General features: G+C 43.2%; 14 protein-coding genes. 9 read left to right on the forward strand and 5 right to left on the reverse strand.

Annotated features, from left to right (window positions below):
- The 3 genes from ACKPQ5_RS08740 to ACKPQ5_RS08750 all read left to right on the forward strand — a co-directional run.
- The coding region (locus ACKPQ5_RS08740; protein WP_407678724.1) for a DUF1501 domain-containing protein at nt 1-891 on the forward strand (891 nt) is incomplete at its 5' end.
- 24 nt (nt 892-915) lie between these two features.
- A complete protein-coding gene (locus ACKPQ5_RS08745) occupies nt 916-2,787 on the forward strand; it encodes an FAD-dependent oxidoreductase (protein ID WP_407678725.1) in 1,872 nt (623 codons plus the stop codon).
- Nucleotides 2,788-2,794: 7 nt separating this feature from the next.
- A complete protein-coding gene (locus tag ACKPQ5_RS08750) occupies nt 2,795-3,784 on the forward strand; it encodes a DUF4405 domain-containing protein (RefSeq protein ID WP_407678726.1) in 990 nt (329 codons plus the stop codon).
- 80 nt (nt 3,785-3,864) lie between these two features.
- Here ACKPQ5_RS08750 and ACKPQ5_RS08755 read toward each other — a convergent pair whose 3' ends face one another.
- Nucleotides 3,865-4,698: an SIR2 family NAD-dependent protein deacylase gene (locus tag ACKPQ5_RS08755; protein WP_407678727.1), complete on the reverse strand. Its 834-nt coding sequence runs from the start codon at nt 4,696-4,698 to the stop codon at nt 3,865-3,867.
- Nucleotides 4,699-4,786: 88 nt separating this feature from the next.
- On the opposite strand from ACKPQ5_RS08755, the gene ACKPQ5_RS08760 reads away from it, so the two are divergent.
- From ACKPQ5_RS08760 to ACKPQ5_RS08785, 6 genes are all read left to right on the forward strand, one after another.
- Nucleotides 4,787-5,731, forward strand: coding sequence for an SMP-30/gluconolactonase/LRE family protein (locus ACKPQ5_RS08760; RefSeq protein WP_407678728.1), 945 nt, complete (start codon nt 4,787-4,789; stop codon nt 5,729-5,731).
- A 149-nt stretch (nt 5,732-5,880) separates the two neighbouring features.
- On the forward strand, nt 5,881-7,335 hold the full coding sequence (locus ACKPQ5_RS08765) for a DUF3375 family protein (protein WP_407678729.1): 1,455 nt from the start codon (nt 5,881-5,883) through the stop codon (nt 7,333-7,335).
- Nucleotides 7,332-7,958, forward strand: coding sequence for a DUF4194 domain-containing protein (locus tag ACKPQ5_RS08770; protein WP_407678730.1), 627 nt, complete (start codon nt 7,332-7,334; stop codon nt 7,956-7,958). The genes ACKPQ5_RS08765 and ACKPQ5_RS08770 overlap by 4 nt, the downstream gene beginning before the upstream one ends.
- Nucleotides 7,951-8,223 (forward strand): ATP-binding protein, encoded by a 273-nt coding sequence (locus ACKPQ5_RS08775; RefSeq protein WP_407678731.1) that lies wholly within the window; start codon nt 7,951-7,953, stop codon nt 8,221-8,223. The genes ACKPQ5_RS08770 and ACKPQ5_RS08775 overlap by 8 nt, the downstream gene beginning before the upstream one ends.
- Nucleotides 8,213-11,620 carry an ATP-binding protein gene (locus tag ACKPQ5_RS08780; protein WP_407678732.1) on the forward strand — a complete coding sequence of 1,136 codons (3,408 nt, stop codon included), beginning with the start codon at nt 8,213-8,215 and terminating at the stop codon, nt 11,618-11,620. Before ACKPQ5_RS08775 ends, ACKPQ5_RS08780 begins: the two co-directional genes overlap by 11 nt.
- A gap of 61 nt (nt 11,621-11,681) precedes the next feature.
- Entirely contained in the window at nt 11,682-12,662 is a 981-nt protein-coding gene (locus ACKPQ5_RS08785; protein WP_407678733.1) for an aldo/keto reductase, read from the forward strand.
- 30 nt (nt 12,663-12,692) lie between these two features.
- On the opposite strand, the gene ACKPQ5_RS08790 is transcribed toward ACKPQ5_RS08785, so the two are convergent.
- The 4 genes from ACKPQ5_RS08790 to ACKPQ5_RS08805 form a co-directional block, all read right to left on the reverse strand.
- On the reverse strand, nt 12,693-13,496 hold the full coding sequence (locus ACKPQ5_RS08790; RefSeq protein ID WP_407678734.1) for a nitrilase-related carbon-nitrogen hydrolase: 804 nt from the start codon (nt 13,494-13,496) through the stop codon (nt 12,693-12,695).
- 6 nt (nt 13,497-13,502) lie between these two features.
- Complete coding sequence (locus ACKPQ5_RS08795) at nt 13,503-15,413, reverse strand: O-antigen ligase family protein (protein WP_407678735.1); 1,911 nt, start codon at nt 15,411-15,413, stop codon at nt 13,503-13,505.
- Between the two features lie 78 nt (nt 15,414-15,491).
- Nucleotides 15,492-19,283, reverse strand: a complete 3,792-nt coding sequence (locus ACKPQ5_RS08800) for a hypothetical protein (RefSeq protein ID WP_407678736.1) — start codon at nt 19,281-19,283, stop codon at nt 15,492-15,494.
- Between the two features lie 372 nt (nt 19,284-19,655).
- A partial coding sequence (locus tag ACKPQ5_RS08805) for a 3-keto-disaccharide hydrolase (RefSeq protein ID WP_407678737.1) occupies nt 19,656-20,328 on the reverse strand: 673 nt, incomplete at its 5' end.

Here is a 20,328-nt window from a genome sequence, read left to right on the forward strand (position 1 = left end):
GAATTGCCGTCTTATGTGGTTCTTACTTCATGGGGCACGGGTCGTCCAAATGATCAACCGTTATATGATCGACTCTGGGGTGCCGGTTTTCTTCCCACACAACACCAAGGGGTGAAATTCAGAAATTCGGGCGATCCGGTTCTTTATCTATCCGATCCGAAAGGAATGAACCGTTCAATGAGGCGGGATATGTTGGACGAATTGGCTATGCTTAACCGAAAGGATCATCAGTTGGTCAAAGATCCCGAGATTGATGCTCGTATTTCGCAATATGAAATGGCCTTTCGCATGCAGACCAGTGTCCCCGAATTAACGGATGTTTCCGAAGAGCCAAAGCATATTTTAGACAGCTATGGACCGGATGTTTTAAAGCCGGGAACCTACGCTGCAAATTGCCTGCTTGCTCGACGTATGGCGGAGCGCGATGTTCGATGCATTCAGTTATTTCATATGGGATGGGACCATCACGGTGGTTTACCCAACGCAATTAAGGGACAATGCCGGGATGTGGATCAACCCACCGCAGCATTGATTCAGGACCTAAAACAAAGAGGACTATTGGAAGATACTCTGATTGTTTGGGGAGGAGAGTTTGGTAGAACCATTTACTCACAGGGTAAACTGACAGAAACAAATTATGGCCGGGACCATCATCCCAGATGCTTCACTATTTTTATGGCGGGAGCAGGAATTAAAAAAGGCATGTCTTATGGAGCCACTGATGACTATTGCTATAACATTACCGAGAACCCAGTACATGTTCATGATCTGAACGCTACAATTATGCATCTTATGGGAGTGAATCACAAAAAACTCACTTATCCATTTCAAGGCAGAGATTTTCGTTTAACCGATATTCACGGACATCTTATCAAGGATATCCTTTCTTGATCTTCTTATAATTCTATCAGAACTATGAAAAAACAAACTCCCAAAAGGAGAGAATTTCTTCGCGTAATAGGTGGGGTTGGAGTTGCCTCTCTTAGTGTTCCTAATTATTTAATGGGCGCCAAGCCCAGTGCTGCGTTAAGTCGTTCGGGTGTTTTGCTTGAGGCCTCCTCCTTTGCCAAAACGGGTGGTTGGAAAATCGATACCCAGCATTATTTACAGATGGGTGGAAATTATCTATTGGCCCATGGAATGGGTAAACCGGTTGAAGATGCTGAGACTGTAGTGGATTTGCCTACGCCGGGTAAATGGAATGTCTGGGTCAGGAATCGGGACTGGTGTAAAGGGGAGTGGCAGTCACCGGGACGCTTTCAGGTCTTGGTTGAAGGCAAGCCTCTTCAGATAACTTTTGGAGAAGCGGAGGAGTCCTGGCACTGGCAGTCCGGTGGTTCGGTCGAAATTGCGAAAGCTGGAAAAACCAAAATTTCCCTTCGCGACCTGACTGGGTTTGATGGACGTTGTGATGCAATATTTTTTACCAAGGAATCAAATCCGTCTTTGCCGGAGGATGATCTAAAGGAATTATCTGACTGGAAGGATGTGCTCGCCGGTCGGTCGAAGGAAAAAGTCGAGGAGTTGACTTTCGACCTTGTTGTTGTTGGAGGGGGTATGTCTGGTTGTGGAGCTGCACTTGCCGCTCGTTCACAAGGACTAAGGGTTGCGGTGATTCAGGATCGTCCACTTTTTGGAGGTAATGCCAGCCAGGAGATCAGGGTTCATACCCTTGGTATCCATGGCTATGGTTCAGACATTCTCAACTCAATCGACACGATTCATTATCCAAATGGAAATGAAAAAGCCAAAGTGGATCAGGTTAAAAGAGAAAAAACTATGGCCGAATCCGGCGTTGATTTATTCGCTCATCATACCGCCTGTGGATTGGAGAAAAAGGGAGATAAAATTCTCAGTGTAGAGGCAAGAGAGGTAACGGGTGGTAGGATAAAAAGATTTCGTGCACCGGTTTTTATTGATGCGACTGGAGACGGTTGGCTGGGTTACTGGGCTGGAGCTGATTACCGCTATGGCCGTGAAGCAGCTTCTCAACATGATGAAGGCTGGGATAAATATGGTGATTTATGGAGTCCAAAGAAAGCGGATAACCGGGTCATGGGAACAAGTGTTTTATGGAATAGCGAGCGAACCAATCAAAAACAGGATTTCCCCAAGGTTCCATGGGCCATTCCGGTGTCAGGCAAACATGTCGCTTCCAAGGGAGAATGGTATTGGGAATATTCTGATAATGATCTTAACCAAGTTGATGATGCGGAAGAAATTCGTGATCACATGTTACGTGCAATATTTGGCTCATTTTCCAATGCCAAGAAAAACCCAAAATATGCTCCAAATAAATTGAAATGGGTCGCATATGTTGGTGGGAAGCGAGAGTCCCGTCGGTTGATGGGGGATCACATTTACGATATGCATGATGCGATTAAACGCCGGGAGTTCCCGGATGCTGTGGTTGTGGAGAAACGTGAGGTGGACGGTCATTACCAACGAAAATTAAAAGGAGCCAAGGAAGATTTTCTATCAACGGCTATGTTTCATAAAACCGGAGGATATTACTTCATTCCTTTTCGTAGTTTTTATTCAAGAAATCTTTCCAATTTAATGATGGCTGGTCGATGCTTTAGTTGCACTCACGTTGGACTCTGCGGACCACGGGTTATGAATACCTGCGGACAGATGGGAATTGCGACTGGCTATGCTGCAGTGCTATGTAAAAAACATAAAGCCTCTCCAAAAGAAGTGGGTCAGTCGCATATCAAGGAACTCAGGAAATTAATTGGTTTTGATGGGACAAAATTAGTTAATAACCCGAGTAAGAGTGGACATTAGCAGTTAGATGAGACACCTGGTCAATTTTGGCCTTTTGTTTAGCTTTTCAGCTTTAGCTGCTACGGGCACCTTGGCGTATTTTCAGCCATTTTCACTTTCTGTCACGAACATTCATGTTATTGCAGGATTCGTCACTTTAGTTTTAGTGATTCTGCATATTGTGGCACGTGTACCGTACTTCAGAAATCGAATTGCCAAAGGGAAATATAGGGTATCAGCACGTTTACAGGTACTTATGATCGGTATTGCCTGTGGTTTTTTAGTCTACACCGCGATTTATAACCTGCCTCCTGCCTCTTGGTTAATCGAAAATAGTTACGAGCATAAGAACAGTGCCCAAATTGTTAGATCTTCAAACCTCGTTGGTTTTGATCAACCTGCACCTCATCGAAAATGGATCGTTCGAAAAAGTCAGGACGGCAATGGAAGCGGGCTATCGATCAACCTGAGTTTTCGTGAAGATTTAAATCCTATGCCTTCCATAGCGATATGGGCAGAAAGTACGATTGGATCAATGATTGAGACTTTGTTTCTTGAACAATCCCTTGCTTATTCTGAAGTTCCACTCTGGGAGGATTACCGAACTCAGCGGAGTCATATTTTGCCACTCTGGCGTCATCGTTACACCTTGTTTTCTGGAATTTCTCCATCCGGAGAAATAGATGCGGTAAGTGGGGCAACGGAAGCACACCGCTTTGCTTTGGATCCTTATCTTCAATCAGGAAAGGGAAATGAATTTGTGCTTTGCGTGGAGATTAATGTTCCAAAAGATTCAAGTGATGATTTCCCCGACCCTTTGCTTGGACAACCCTCACTCCTTTACACTTGTCTCGTCGATGTGGACCGGGATGATCCGTATTACCTTTTTGAACTTACTGGGCATGGTGGGGGGGATGCAATTTCCACCGGTAATGTTCAGTATGATCTGGAAATGATTGGTTCGGCCAAAAAGATGAAAGATTTGTTTCTTGTTAAATTAGAGAAATCAATCGATTGATCTTTAATGGCTTCGGCTAACGGTAATCCGAACTTTCAAATTCAGGAAATTTCAAATTATAATAACCGTAGGAGAATATTTTAGTAATTTTGAGAGATTGCTTTTATTGCATCTTTTGCTCCCATGGGTAGAGATAAGGTGTTTTTTAATCCGCACTCAGATTCTCCGGGGTTAACCCTGATAAAATGATTTCCTGCCGATTGATAGACTTCTTCGCATGTTAATCGAACAGTTGGAATATTTGTGCCCGCACCCAACTCAATAATAAGTAAGTTTTTGTTTTTGAATTTCTCGATCCATTTCTCAAACCTTTGTCTTTGTGCATAAGTTCTGGTACTATTCCAGGCAAAGTCAGAAAACATAAGAATATTTGGGCGTGCAAGCGAACCACATTGCGGGCAACTAGGTAATGGTTCTTTGGCGAGTAAATTGTCGGGGTTAATCTGTAAAAGTAAATCTGGGCCGATTGGCCAAATAGGCTGACCGCACTCTTCAATGCATTGAAAATGCATCAGAGAACCATGGCATTCCATAATTTGATTTTCTTCAAACCCCGTTTTTTGAAAGTGACTGTCTACATTCGAAGTAAATACAAACATTGGAATATTCTCTTCTTTAAACTTGTTGAGTAGAATATTGAAACCACGATGGGGCTTAGTCTTTTGATAAAGATTAAGCCTGTGACCGTAAAATCCCCAAGCAAGCGAAGGGTTTTGGGTGAACCAATATGGGTTGGCCATCTCTTCAAATTCGATCCCCATCTTGGCCAAAGGTGGATAGGCTTTCCAAAATCCTGATTTCCCCCGAAAGTCAGGCAGACCAGAATCTACTCCCATCCCTGCACCAGCACCAACTAGAATGGCTTCGGCCTCCTGCCATGCATTTTTTGCTGCTAGTATTGAATCTTGATGCATATCCTTTTTTTAATTTAAAAATAGTAACTTTTTTTCTTTGAATAAACCAGTGGTAAGTTGTTTGGTAATCTAAGCTTTTGGAACTAACTTGAAAAATAGATTAGATTGGTATGTCACGAATATCTTTCTCCTGCTTGGGGGAGGGTTCGGATGTGTGCAAACTTCCCAACAGCCAATTAGTATGGTTTCGCTTGGTAATGGGGACACTCTTCCACCCGCTGAATTAGTTACCACAGAACTGATTACTCCAGGATTGAAGCAAAATGGAGGAATCGCATTTTCCGAACAAGGTGATCTTTTTTTGGCTAACTTTCAAAAAGAGGGTCAAATTGGGAAATATAGTGCGGGCCCTAATACAAAACCTGAAGTTTTTATCGATTTAGAAGAATGGATCTCCCCAGTTGGTGATTTGACACCCAGAGCGGAAGGAATTCGGGTAGACAAGGAAAATAGGGTATTAGTTACTGATGCGGGTACCGGAAAATTACTTCGTATTTCACCCTCTGCGCATAAACTTGAGGTTCTTGCCGATTCTTATGATGGTTACCGTTTCGGAACGGTGAAGGATCTGGCAATTGCCCCCAATGGGGATTTATTTGTGAGTTCTCCGCATTCCGGTACTATTTACCGAATTAGACCCGATATTGGTTATGTGGGAATTCTCAATGACGATTTGGTAAGAGTGGAGGGATTAGCAATGAGTCCCAATGGAAAACAATTAGTTGCGGCAGAACCGGATGCCTCCCGGGTAGTTGTTTATGATATACCGGAGGACTTAATTTTAGTGGATTCTTGGACTTTGGTGGATTTTTCTCCCTCTGGAGTAGAGCCCAAGGGAGTTGCATTTGATGAAAAAGGCCGCCTGTTCCTTGCTTTGGGCAATTTGAATGAAGTGCGCGTTTTTGACTTGGAGCTTGGTCTTGAGCTTGCCCGGTATGATGTCGGTGGGGAAGCAGAAAATATTTCTTATTGGAGTGGTTCGCTTTACATTGGGGGCGGAAATCAAATGAGGAGACTTCAGCTAAGGGATTAAAAAAGGGTTCATTTTTAGTCCCTGTAAACAGTTCAAAAATCGATGACTGTTGAAATGTTTTTCACAAGCAATTCCGATTGGTAATAACTTCTCTTTGACTTGAGATCTTAGGTTCTCAATCTGAGATAAGAATTTAATATTGATATAATATGGACGAAGATTTTTTGCACCTTTTTGACGAGTCGCCTGCATTACGCTTAATGCGAGGTAGATTGGGCTCCTTTGTTGCTGGGTTCTTTTTTAAAACATTCAAGCATTGGGGGGTGGTGGAAGCATCGGAGGAGGAGTTAGTTGGCACTTTGTCTGAACATATCGAACAAATGCGTGAACTTGAGGATTTTGACGCACCTAAAAGGTTACCTCAAGAATACTTAGATGAATGGTGTGACGAGGAACATCGATACCTGACGAAAACTTACAATGAAGATCGCGAAGAATATGTATTTCGTTTAACTAGGCATTCCGAAAAAGTACTCAGCTGGTTACAGGATTTACTGGCTATGCAGCACCGTGGTTATGCAACCACTGAATCTCGATTCAACCGTATTATGCTTGAGATGCAAAATCTTACTCAGGGAGTGAATGCAGATCCTGAGGCAAGGATTCGCGAGTTAGTACGTAAAAGAGAAGACATTGATGACGAAATTCGTAAAATTCAGGAAACTGGGGAAGCGCCAATCTTTGGAGAAGATGTAATTCGTGATCAGGTTTATGATTTGTCCGACCTGGTAGAGCATTTCCTTTCTGACTTCCGCGCGATTGAAGAATTCTTTAAAGACCATGCAAAAGAAATTTCTAAGCTCTATGCACAAGGGGTTGCATCCAAAGGAGATATTGTGGAGCGAGTTCTTGATGCGGACGAGGAACTTAGGGATTGCGATCAGGGGAAGAGTTATTTTGGCTTTCGCACGATGATGACCAATCCGGCATTGGCCCGGAAATTACGAGGATTAGCCGAACAGACCTCAGATATCGCCCGAAAGCGTGGATTGGATCCAACAAAAGTATTTAGTAATTTAGGTGAACGATTGTTTGGCGAAGCCGGTGCTGCCCATGGAGCCTATGGACGAATTAGTCGAAAACTTCGTCAGGTTGTGGGAGACCATGCAGGAGGTTCAGGTCGACAAATTAGAGAAACCTTAACCTCCATTCGACAACAGGCTTTCCAATTACGAGATGAACCGCCCGAGGATTGGGAATTTGAAATCGATATACGTGCCCAGTTCTTCACACTTATGGAGGCTGAATTTTGGGAACCCAAGGCAGTGGAGCCCTTCGCCAAGGTACAGAAAGCAAAGCCAGACGATATTAAATGGATGAATGAAATTCTTCATTCGGTCGGCGAGCCACTTGATTTAGCAAAATTTAGGGACCGGGTTGATGAGGTGCTAGAAGAAAACGAAACAATTAGCCTCACCGATATAGTTGAAAAGTTTCCCTTAGAACGGGGAATTGTAGATGTTGTTTGTTACCGAGTAATTGCAGGAGAGGACAATCGGCATGAAATTTTATCGGACGAAATTATTAGCATCGACTTAAACCGGCCTTCGCAACCTCGCTTTGTCGAGGTACAACAACTTGTTTTTCAACGAAATTTATTATGAATCCAGCTATCACTCACCGTCATGTCATTGTTCGTCTCCTTAATGGACCGATTTATCAGGAAGATTTAGATCTTTGGGGTCGTTTAGGTGCGGAATGGGACAAGATACGAAACCATTTTTTTGAAATCGGAATGGAGGTCGCCCGCGATGATTCGGCTGGCTATGCATTTGTCCGTCAACGAGAAGAGATCGAAGAATCGGAGGTGGAAAGTTGGGATGATGGAACTGAAGCACCTCTGCCACGAGTTCTTCGCCGTACCCGTCTTTCTTATCACCAAACTATTTTCATGGTTCTTTTGCGCGAGGAACTAATGAGGTTCGAGCAGAATCAAGAGGAGGGGGATCATCTCTATCGATCTGCAATGGATTTGAGAGATACCATGACTCCCTATTACCCGGAGTTACATGATGAGAAAAAAATACACCGCCAGATTTCCGCCTTGGTTACTAAATTCGAAGAATGGGGAATTCTAAAAAAAGTACGGGATAAAGAGGGGGGACTTTATCGCGTTGAACGGATAATAAAAGCAAAGCTGCCCCCTGAAAAATTAGCCGAAATTCGTGATCAAATAAAAAGAAGATCACCCGACCTAGAAGAAGATATGGAGGATGAAGATGCTTGAATCACAACTCGAACTTGAATTTTCGCCGGATAAATCAACTGCCGGTTACCGATTACACAAACTTTCGGTTTTAAACTGGGGTACATTTCATAACGAAGTCTACTCCATGTGCCCGGATGGACGAACTTCGATGGTGACTGGACGGAATGGTTCTGGGAAGTCAACAATTGTGGATGCACTTCTCACGCTGCTTGTACCGAATCGTGTCCGGAATTATAATGTAGCCTCAAGTCAGGCAGGAAGTCGTGAAAGAAATGAATCATAACGAAGTCTACTCCATGTGCCCGGATGGACGAACTTCCATGGTGACTGGACGGAATGGTTCTGGGAAGTCAACAATCGTGGATGCACTTCTCACGCTGCTTGTACCGAATCGTGTCCGGAATTATAATGTAGCCTCAAGTCAGGCAGGAAGTCGTGAAAGAAATGAACGGGATTATGTTTTGGGGGCTTACTCAGAAATTCATGATGCAACTACTGGACAGGGCAGAAAGGAGACTCTCCGCAAACCCGGTGAATCTTATACCGTATTACTGGCCCATTTTTACAATGAAGCCTATAAGACAGATGTATCGATTGCTCAAGTCCTTTGGTGCCTTCCCGGCGGGAAGGTGGATAAGGTTTATGTAGTTGAGAAAAGAAAACTTTCCGTGGATGAAGACTTTAATAACCTGGGGGATGTAGATAATATTCGCCGCTTAATTAAAGAACGGAATTTGACCGTTTTTGATTCCTTTACGGCGTACCATAAAAAATTCGAATCGATGCTTTTTATGGATACGGATCTTGGCAATCGTTCTCCAATGTCCATTTTTAATCAGGCAGTCTGTATTAAGGATGTGAAGGATCTAACCCAATTTATTCGTGAGCATATGTTGGATGATGGAGGTTCCAAAGAAAAACTAGTTGCATTGCAGGAACGCTTTGACGATTTGAGAAGTACTCACCGTCGGATCGAAACTGCGGCCTATCAACTCGAGCAATTGGATGAAATCAAAAGTACGCATACCTCTTTTCTTGAAGCGAATAAAGAACGCACTTATGCGGATGAACTTCGCAATTCAATTGAACCGTACTATGCGCAAGCTGAACTTGACCGTCGTGTTGAATGGGTTACTGAACTCAAGCACCAGGAGGAAGCAGAAAGGGCACGACTAAAAAGTGCCCGAACCGAGGTGGACCGCTTGCGGGAAAAGTTGAATCACCTTGAACGCGCACTTGCCGACAGCGATGAAAATCGTCGGCTAGAACAGGTGGGTGCGGAGATGGATCGTTTACGAGATAAGCGTGAGGTCGTTTCGAAAAGAGCTGCGACTTTTGAAAGGCACCTGTCTTCTTGGGAGAAGGGTACAACAGTACAAGAAGAAGAGGATTTTCTAACTCTTCGTCGCGAACTTGATAATCAAATTCCAAGGCTCGAAGCCAAGGTCGTAGAAATTGATGAAAAGATTCCCGAAATTTCTTACCTTCTCAAAAAAGCGAAGGCAAAAGTAGATAGTTTAGAGGAGGAAAGAAGATATCTTCTGGAAGCTAATTCAAATATTCCTTCTGAAATTGCCCGTCTACGAAGTGGTTTGGCAACTGCATTGGACCGGGATGCCAAAGAGTTACCTTTTGTGGGGGAATTAATACAGGTTGTCCCGGATGAAGTTAAATGGACCGGTCCTATCGAAAGACTGCTTCGGAACTTTTCTTTGACTGTTGTCGTTCCACAAAAATTAGCGGAGGAGGCGGAAGCTTTCCTCGAAGTTAACCACCTCGGAGAGCGACTCTCATTTATTTGCCCCCAGTCGGATCGAAAAAATCCAAAATTACATGATGACTCTGTGGTTGCCAAACTTTCTCTCCGTCCGGAAATGGAGAAGTCGAGGCAGACTTGGTTGCGATCTGAATTAGCAGATCGATTTCCTCATATTTGTAGATCGATGAGAGATCAGGAATTTATCAAAAATCCGTTTGCATTAACTTTAGAAGGATTAGTAAAAAGTGACGGAGTGCTCCGAGATAAAGATGACTCAAGATATCTCGATGATGCCACAAATTGGGTACTTGGTTGGGATGTGAATCCTAAGCAAAGAACTCTTGATGATTCTCTGATCAAATGGCGTGAGGAACTTGATAACTCGGGTCGAGCCATGAGGGAAGCGGAGTTAGAAAGGCAATCCAGTCGGGTCAAACTACGTTCTGGTGCCCAAATTCAAGCCTGTGCTAATGAATTTTCTGATATCGATCAACTTGGATTGGCTACTCGTATCGCAGACTTAGAGGAGGAGGAACGGGTAATTGTAGGAGGCTCTGATGTCCTGAAAAAGCTAAAAGAAGACCGAGACAGTGCAACGGTTCAGTTGGAAGAAAGTCAGAATACTAGAGATGAGGTATTGCAAAGAATCGGTGGCGTTGAAGCACGAGCGGAAAGAAATGAATCCCGTATGACCTCACTTCGTTCATTGCTCGTCAAGAGTATGGACGAATTTATTGAGGAGACTATCGGCGAAGACAGTGCTGATTCAGAAACCCGGGAATTGGCCGAAAAGAGAAGAGAAGAATTATTTAAGGATATCGCAACCGAGTTTGGTGAACCTCCGGAAAAACCGGATGATATTGAAGAATCTGCCCGCCTTGCTTCCCATAAATTAGATGCAAAGATTCATAAGCTTGATTCTGGATTGGATAAGTTTCGGGATAAGAATGTTGCCGCAATGCAACGATTTATTGCAGATGCAAAAAATCAAGCATTTCGCGACGAATTAAATCTTGAATTGGAGGAGGGTTATAACGATTCAACATACGCTTCTTTTGAGGAAATTCGCAGACAGATACAAGAGGAGGACTTGGCTAAAAATCGACTTCGTTTTGAAGAACTTCTCCGCGTTCAGGTGCCCGAAGAGGTTTCTGGCTTTAGTGAAGCATTAGAATCCCACCGGGATCGAATACGAAAAAGAATTAATGAATTAAATGAACACCTTTCTCGCGTGACCTTTGACCGGAAAGAAGAGACTTATATTCAACTCAAGTTTGAAGATGCAGGAGATGATGGCGTTCGTAAGTTTAAAAAACTTCGTCGCCATGCATTGGAAGGAGATTTAGAAGCAGATGACGAAGATGAGCGTAGACGGGAACGGTATCATCGAGTGGAGCATTTTTTAGCCGAATTGGAACTCGATACCAATTGGACAGAACGGGTAATCGACGTAAGAAATTGGTTTAAATTCCGAGCGGATGAGTTTTATAAGGATGAAGATACTTTAAGACAAAGTTACAGTGGGGCAGCCGGAAAATCTGGGGGAGAAAAAAACCGGTTGGCGTCTACTATTTTGGCAACCGCAATTGCATACCAATATGGAATTGATGTGGGTGGAAAACAGACCGAAACTTTTCGATTGGTTGCAGTGGATGAAATGTTCAGTAAGACGGATGATGAATTCTCTCAATACCTCCTTGATTTATTCAAGGAGTTTCACCTCCAACTACTTATTGTTCAGCCTTTGGATGCCAAAATACATGTGGTGCAAAAATATGTTGAAAGATATCATGTGGTCGAAAGGCGAGATGGGCTTTCCTTCGTTGGTGACCTCAGTGTAAAAGAATATCTTGGTGAACAACTTGAAGTTGAACCGGAAGACGAGGAGTTAGAAGGCGAAACGATTGAAGCAGATTCCTGATTACTTGCCCGTTTAGTTCGTTTTGAAAAGCAGTCCAAATCCATCCCGCTATGATGGGCGAATGCCATACAGAAAATGTGGCAGGTGGGGGCTCAAACTGCCTGCAATTACACTCGGATGTTGGCACAATTTTGGGGGTGGTTCACCGACCAGTAATCAAAAGGAAATGATTTATACGGCATTCGATCAAGGCATTACTCACTTTGATCTAGCTAATAACTATGGTCCACCTTATGGATCGGCTGAATCAAATGTGGGTCAAATCCTAAAGGACTTACCCCGTGATGAAATTTTGATCACGAGTAAGGCAGGTTATGATATGTGGCCTGGCCCCTATGGGGAGTGGGGTTCGAGGAAATATATGCTTGCTAGTCTCGATCAGTCGCTGAAAAGAATGAAGGTTGATTATTTTGACCTCTTTTATTCGCACCGATTTGATCCGGATACCCCACTCGATGAAACGATAGGTGCTTTGGATACCGCGGTGAGTCAGGGAAAAGCTCTTTATGTAGGCATCAGCAGCTATTCCGCAAAATCAACTCAAGACGCGGTTTCAGTATCGAAAGAATGCAATTTTGCTCCTCTCGCAATTCATCAGCCTAATTATTCGATGTTGAATCGCTGGATTGAAGATGGCTTGATTGATGCCTGTGAGGAGCAGGGACTTGGTATAATCGCATTTTGTCCTCTTTTCCAGGGTCTACTGACCGATAAATATCTGAGTGGCTTACCTGCGGGTTCTCGGGCAACTATAAAAAATTCCCCCTTGCGAAAAAACGAGTTAAGTGAGCAAAACCTTACAGTAATTAGGGAGTTAAACGATCATGCGGAACAGCGTGGTCAATCGTTGGCTCAGATGGCATTATCATGGGTCCTTCGAGATAACCGGGTAACCAGTGCTTTGATTGGTGCAAGTTCCGCTGCTCAAATCTTAGAGAATGTGAAGGCGGTTAAACAAACCGCTTTTTCTAAAGATGAACTTATCAAAATTGACCGAATATTAGCCAAGATTAATTTACCAAAATCCCTTTGGTCTACTTAGTTGAATAGAAATTCGTTCTCGAGTTACGGATTAACTTAAATCTGTTCTAATATCATTGAGTACGGGAAACTTCTGCCGCAATGATTCTATAATTCTTTTCTCTATTATTCCTTCAATTACTGACTCGCTTTCTCCCCCATCTGCCAGCACCTTGCCGGTTGGGTCAATAATGAGTGATCGTCCGCCATATTTCATATTTGGTTCTTTTCCCACAGAATTGACTCCAATGACATAGGACTGGTTTTCAATCGCCCTTGCCTGAAGTAGGGTTGTCCAATGTTCGATTCTACTTTGTGGCCAGCAGGCAATTATAATAAAAACATCTGTACCCTTAGTAATTGCTAACCTGAAAGCCTCTGGGAAACGTAAGTCATAGCAAATAAGGGGAGTAACAAAGAAGGAATTAAGTTTAAAGTTCTCCACAGTAGAACCTTTGGTATGAACCTTATCTTCTCCTAATATTGGAATAGTATGAATCTTAGGTGTGCAGAGTACTTTTTCACCATTTGGTGTAAAAGTGACTGCACAATTATAAGCTTCCCCCTTTTGTTCACTGGGCTGTGTCATACCGGCAATTACCCAGCATTCTTTATCTTTAGATAGGTTGTAAAGATAGTTTTCAGTCTTCTGCGGTTCGTTTAGGAGTGTTTTGTTGGTTTCTAGGCAAAAGCCTGTGGCAAACATTTCTGGTAAAATAAGTAGGGAATTTTTTTCGATTTTATAATTCTCTAAAAGTGTGTCTACTCTGCGAAAATTTTCATCTTTATTTTCCCATTCTGATTGGAGCTGAATCCCATAAACTTTCATCTTTTCAGGATTGGAGCTGAATCCCATAAACTTTCATCTTTTCAGGGAGGGAAATTTTTGAGACTCCTGTTCAGTGTAGGGATGAAAGGGGGCCGCTTTTTTCATATCTCGGTAGGCTTGTATGGCCATGTTCTTGTCTTTGAATTCATTCAACAGTACTGAGATTTTATTTTGATGAGCGACTAAACAACCCGGATGTACCTTGAGTGTATTATTGATTGCTTCAAGGGCTTCAGGAAATTGTTTTTTTAATGTTAACAGGTAAAAACATTCCCACTTTCTTGAATGGTGTTCCCAGGGTGCATATGAAATCGACTTTCTGTGGAATTTTAAACTTTTTTCCTTTTCACCGTAATCTCCAGCAATCCTTCCTTGAAAATGAAAAATATTAGACCAAAAAAGATTTTTGGCCAGGATACATCCATAGGGAATAATTAAAACTGCAAGTGTTCCCAATAGAAGATTGTATTTTGGTTTAATTGGAATTTGAGTAGTCTCAGTTTTACTCTTTTTCTTATCCATCGAAACGGCCAAAAGAAGGCCTAAGCTTGTCCATCCTATAATAAGTGCGCAGGGAGATCGGGTTGGGAATTCGAAGAAACTTTCAATGAGAAAGGTAATGCAGGCAGTTGTAAGTGCAATAATTAAGCCAAAAGTAGTAAGGTCATTTGATCTACAGCAGACCAATGCAGAGAGCAGGGCTCTCCAGAACACAACCAACCAAATACCTAGGAATCCAACCAAACCAATAATGCCATTTTCATATAAAATTTGTAAAAAGTCATTATGAACAAAACGAACCAGTGTTCCGCCTGTTGTTTTGTCTGATATTTCTGCACCTTCATGAAAATGTAATTCATAATGGTCCGTTCCTTTGCCCAAGAGGAAATCGCCTGAGGTGGATGCCTTGATTGCATCCTGCCACAGCGCTATTCGCCTGCCACTTCCTCTTGTAGTTATGCTTTTAAGCTCTACCAGTTCTACAGATTCGGTCTTGGCTGTGTTGTTGGTATTTTGGGTGAATGCCCCTTTTTTCCAATAATCTGAAGTAGATAAATAAAGAGGCAAGGCGATTGCCAGCAAAAGAAAAGAAGATGGAATTAGACAAAAATATTTGAAGTATTTTGGTTCGATTAATTTTCGTTTCTTAGCAAGTACAACTAGAGAAATAACAGCTGTAATGGTACAACTACCAATCAATCCGACCCATGCACCTCGAGCCATTGAAAGGGAAAGTGCAGGTAGCAAAACTAGAAGCAGAATGGCGATCAGAGAAAATTTAACTTTTCGGGATTTCACATAGAAGGTTAGTCCCAATGCAATCGGAAGGAGAGGGGCATGGTACTCGGCAGCAAAATTTTGATTAAAAATAATTCCCCCATACCCCAGTCTGGTTAATCGATGGCTCCAATCAGTCCATTGGTAATGTTGATCCATTACAATCAAACTAGATACTACTCCACCGAGCAGAATCGAACCAGTCCAAACGAGAAGTCGTTTTGAATTCCATCGTAATTGACTTAATGATAATGCCAGGGCCAGGGGAAGCAGGTGCCACATGAAAGAGGAGACCCATGCCCGGGTAGTATTGTGGGCAGTATAAGTTGATAAAAGAATCGCCAGGATGAAAATCCCGCAAAATAGAATTAAAGAGGGGGGGTAGCGTGAGATATATGCATTAAGATGAATTCTAATCCCGATTAATCCGGTTATGAGGGATACAATCACAATTACAGCACAAAATTTGAGTTCTGCATTGATCATTCGAATAGGAATAAATCCAGACACCCATTCATTTTGTTTTATTTCTACGAACAAAAGGGGCGTGATCGTGAAGAGAGCGAGGCAAAGAAGAGATAGTATACCTTCAAAAAGTAAGGAGACTGTTTGAGTTTTCCTTTCTTTTTGACCTTTGCCTACAGTCATTGATTGGTTCTTTTTCACGATGAAGAAATGTGCATCTTAATCACGCACTTTTTCAAAGTCCTGTCGAGCGACAAGCTAGACGGATATACTTGTGAATTAGGGGATATTAACTTCCACTAAATTGGTAGAATAATTGAAGAAATAAACTTGTCCGTTTTTCGAGGTGAGGAAATAAATCCAATTACCAATACTGGGTTGGTATAGAAATGGATAAATTTCTTTCGATGACCATACCCATGATCTTTTTTCAGACCATGCCCAAATACCATCGGAACTATCGGCGGATAAATACAACCACCCATGTGCAGAATGATAAATCCATCCGTTTTCATACACTTTGTAGAGACCAAACCAAGAATTATCGTTCCACCCGCCAGGCAGTTCAATCGAGTCTTCCCCAAGCGTTGAAATGGCTTTTTCAGTAGGGGATTGACCCTGCGAATTAGTAGATTTGATGACTGCGATCTTATTTACTTTTCCATAACTGACCCCCATTTCATTTTCCGCAAATGCTTTATAGTAAATAACACCATCCAATGTTGAATTAAAGTTACCGGTGAATAACCCTTCATTCTTAAATTCCCCGATTACTTTCTGAGTGAATGGATCATTCAGTAGAAGATCAATGTTTGTTGAAAGCAGGAAGCCAACCATGATATTGTCGTTGTTTGTATCACTTTCCCTAAGGATCTCGCCAGATAGTATAATTCCGTCTTGGTCAGATTCATGACCAACTGTGTTTACAAAAGCGAGTAAAGCGGGGATTGACTCATATCCATCGCTTGGCGAACTGTAACCGGAATCAGGAGAGGAATATCCTTCGCCCGGTGAGCTATAGCCGTTGGCCGGAGTAGAGTATCCACTGTCCGGGGAGTTGTATCCATCGCTTGGCGAAGTGTACCCGGAATTAGGAGAGGAATATCCGTCGCCTGGTGAGTTGTAGCCATTGGCTGGAGTGGAGTATCCACTATCCGGGGAGTTGTATCCATCGCTTGGCGAAGTGTACCCGGAATTAGGAGAGGAATACCCGTCGCCTGGTGAGCTATAGCCGTTGGCTGGAGTGGAGTATCCACTATCCGGGGAGTTGTATCCACCGCTTGGCGAAGTGTACCCGGAATTAGGAGAGGAATATCCTTCGCCTGGTGAGCTATAGCCGTTGGCTGGAGTGGAGTATCCACTATCCGGGGAGTTGTATCCATCGCTTGGCGAAGTGTACCCAGAATTAGGAGAGGAATATCCGTCGCCTGGTGAGTTGTAGCCATTGGCTGGAGTGGAGTATCCACTATCCGGGGAGTTGTATCCATCGCTTGGCGAAGTGTACCCGGAATTAGGAGAGGAATACCCGTCGCCTGGTGAGCTATAGCCGTTGGCTGGAGTGGAGTATCCACTATCGGGGCTTGAGTAGCCCCCGCCTGGTGAGCTGTATCCGCCTCCAGAAGACTGATAGTTTAATGTTCTATTTAGAGTGATCGGTGGGTTATAAAGATTTCCATTTTGATCAAGCAGAGCGACATAAACCGTTTTGCTTCCATAGGTTTGTCCGCTCAGAAAGTTATTCTTGGTTCTGGACCCGGTAACCTGAGTGCCTCCATGGGGAGAACCATAACTGGGGAAGCCAGAATCGATCCGGTATGCCCAGGTTGGAGTTTGGTATCCACCCGAATCGGATTGGTAGTTGTAAGAGATCGTAAGGGTGTGATTATCATCAGTGATATTTTGATCATTTGTAGCAGGTGAGATGATGTCGATGGCATTGCCGGTAGCTTTCAACTGGCCCCAAATCTTCATTTTTAAATCCCCGTACTCGCCACTGTAGCCTGAATAGTAGAACATACCACCGTTGTACTGACCTGGATTAGAGCCTATAAAGCCCCCCGCTGTTTGGTTTTCTAATTGAATAGTATATTTCTGCCCACTAGTAAGCAGAACTTCATTAGTAATTTCATATTCGTTGAAACTATTAGTGTTACTTCCAAGTCCGGTCCATGTTCCGGAATGAAGTATGTTGCCTGCTACGCCTTCACCTTCTCTAATTGTAACATCAGCTGTTGCTGAAAAGGATCCATTTGTAGCAAATGCAAACTTGGTTAATTTAGCTGAATTTTCTGCGGTAAAACTTTGATACCATGTGCTTCCTGTTGCTGCCCGTGGAATTCCAGTAATGGAGGTAGGTTGATTGTTAACTATAAGGGTTGCTGTGGTTTCGTAAATGGGGGGAGATGAATATCCACTACCAGCACTTGAATAACCGCCACCGGGTGAACTGTATCCGTTGCCCGGCGAGCTATAGCCGCTGCCTGGACTCGAGTAGCCACCGCCAGAAGACTGATAGTTTAAAGTTCTATTTAGAGTGATCGGTGGGTTATAAAGATTTCCATTTTGATCAAGCAGAGCGACATAAACCGTTTTGCTTCCATAGGTTTGTCCGCTCAGAAAGTTATTCTTGGTTCTGGACCCGGTAACCTGAGTGCCTCCATGGGGAGAACCATAACTGGGGAAGCCAGAATCGATCCGGTATGCCCAGGTTGGAGTTTGGTATCCACCCGAATCGGATTGGTAGTTGTAAGAGATCGTAAGGGTGTGATTATCATCAGTGATATTTTGATCATTTGTAGCAGGTGAGATGATGTCGATGGCATTGCCGGTAGCTTTCAACTGGCCCCAAATCTTCATTTTTAAATCCCCGTACTCGCCACTGTAGCCTGAATAGTAGAACATACCACCGTTGTACTGACCTGGATTAGAGCCTATAAAGCCCCCCGCTGTTTGGTTTTCTAATTGAATAGTATATTTCTGCCCACTAGTAAGCAGAACTTCATTAGTAATTTCATATTCGTTGAAACTATTAGTGTTACTTCCAAGTCCGGTCCATGTTCCGGAATGAAGTATGTTGCCTGCTACGCCTTCACCTTCTCTAATTGTAACATCAGCTGTTGCTGAAAAGGATCCATTTGTAGCAAATGCAAACTTGGTTAATTTAGCTGAATTTTCTGCGGTAAAACTTTGATACCATGTGCTTCCTGTTGCTGCCCGTGGAATTCCAGTAATGGAGGTAGGTTGATTGTTAACCAAAAGTGTTGCTGTGGTTTCGTAAATGGGGGGAGAAGAATATCCACTACCGGAAGACTGGTAGTTGACCCCGGGTGGTTTATAGCCGTTGACCGGGCTAAGGTTGATTGAGGTGAGATAATCGTAGATGTGTGGAATGGAGGGAAAGAGATCGGGTTTGGCTAAGTAATAGAGGCTGCTGGCAATTCCTTGTGGTTGCCATTGGCCGGTTGCTACTTCCATCAATTCCAGCCTGATCTCGGGAGAACCGGAGGAGTTGGTTCTGTTGAAGAATGAATATTTTCCCGCGAGGGACTGATTGACCTGAACCGAAAGATTGGTGAGGTGGCTCGCATTAAGGTCATATACCGGTTGGTAAGAGCTTCCTGGGGACTGGTACCCGCCCCCACCGGACTGATACCCGCCGCCCGATGATTGATAGTTGCCACCAGGGGGGTCTACGATCGAAAGGTAGTAATGGACGGAAGTGTCAGTGGTTGAGAAATAAACCAAGTTCCCGCTGTAGTTGCTGGGAATGGTAATCATGAGGTTGCTGGTATTATAGGTAAGGGGTGTCACAGTTCCCCCACCAACAACGGACAAAAGTGATGAATTCAGATCACCATTGTGTTCACCGATCATGAAGGGATGGTTGGTGGAAACTCCTTGGGGCAGGAAAGCATAGGATTGTCCCCGCTGGAAGCCGTAGGTCGAGATGTCTATGGGCACTTGTTGTATGGTCTCAAAGGTATAGTAGGGCGAGCTTGTGTTACCATCTTCTACAGTGAGCCATTCTTGTGCTCGAAGGTTCTCGCAAAGTACGCAAAAAAGGATCGGCAATAGCCAAATACGAAATGAATTACAGTATAAGTTCATTTTAAGTTATTGATGGGCAATGAATTTGAGGGCTTATCGAAATGATAACATCCTCCCAACTCACTTTGATTACAAGAGATAAAACACATAATAACAAATAAAAAGAATTAAGACCTGCAAGTAGGGGCAACTCGTAACGAAAATATTAAAATCATCAAAGCAATTTTTAAAATTTCAGAAAAAGAGAATACGGATTTCGTATGTACAAGAGGGATGAAATGTAAAGGCGACGGATGAAATTCATTATAATTATTGTAAAAGCTACCGCAAGGTAAAATATTGTAATGAATTCACCTTCATTATTTAAAGATGAAGGCCGAATGCTATACAAATCTTTTACAGTTCTTTAATTCGCAAGTTCCTAAAATATAAATTGTTAGGTTCGCCATGATCCTGCAGACCGATATGACCGACAACCGGTCGGTCGGACACACCGGTGAGTTGGCCTTCTCCCTTTTTATCCAACCAGTAATTTACGATTTCCACGCCATTGAGGGCAACCTTGAGGTGATGCCCCCGGCATTCAATTACCATCCTATTCCATTCTCCTGGTTTTTTGGACATATTCTTACTCGGGCCTACAGTGCGGATAATGCCACCGTGGTCATGATGACCCATTTGATCATCGGGTTTTCCTGTGGAATCAAGAATCTGGCATTCGATACCCGTTTTCACTGGGTCTTTAGGGTCCCCGATTCTAAAAAATACTCCGCTATTTCCTTTGGGTAGATATTTGTATTCGAGAGTGAGAATGAAGTCCCCATATTTTTTCTTACTGATCAAATAATCAGAATACCGCTGCCAACCCTTTTGGTCGGGTTTAGGTTTAATCAAAAGAGAGCCATCCTTCTGCGGAAGCCAGTTGCCGGTAGTTTGCCAACCGGTTAGATCCTTTCCGTTGTACAAGGGAACAAAGTGATCCTTTTTTCCAGAGAGTGAGCCGAAAATAATGAGTGAAAGGAATAAAAAGCAATTTTGTTTCATGGTAGTTCCCCCTGAAATCAGTTGA

It is taken from the genome of Candidatus Seribacter sulfatis, from assembly GCF_964187635.1.
Lineage (GTDB): Bacteria > Verrucomicrobiota > Verrucomicrobiia > Opitutales > Seribacteraceae > Seribacter > Seribacter sulfatis.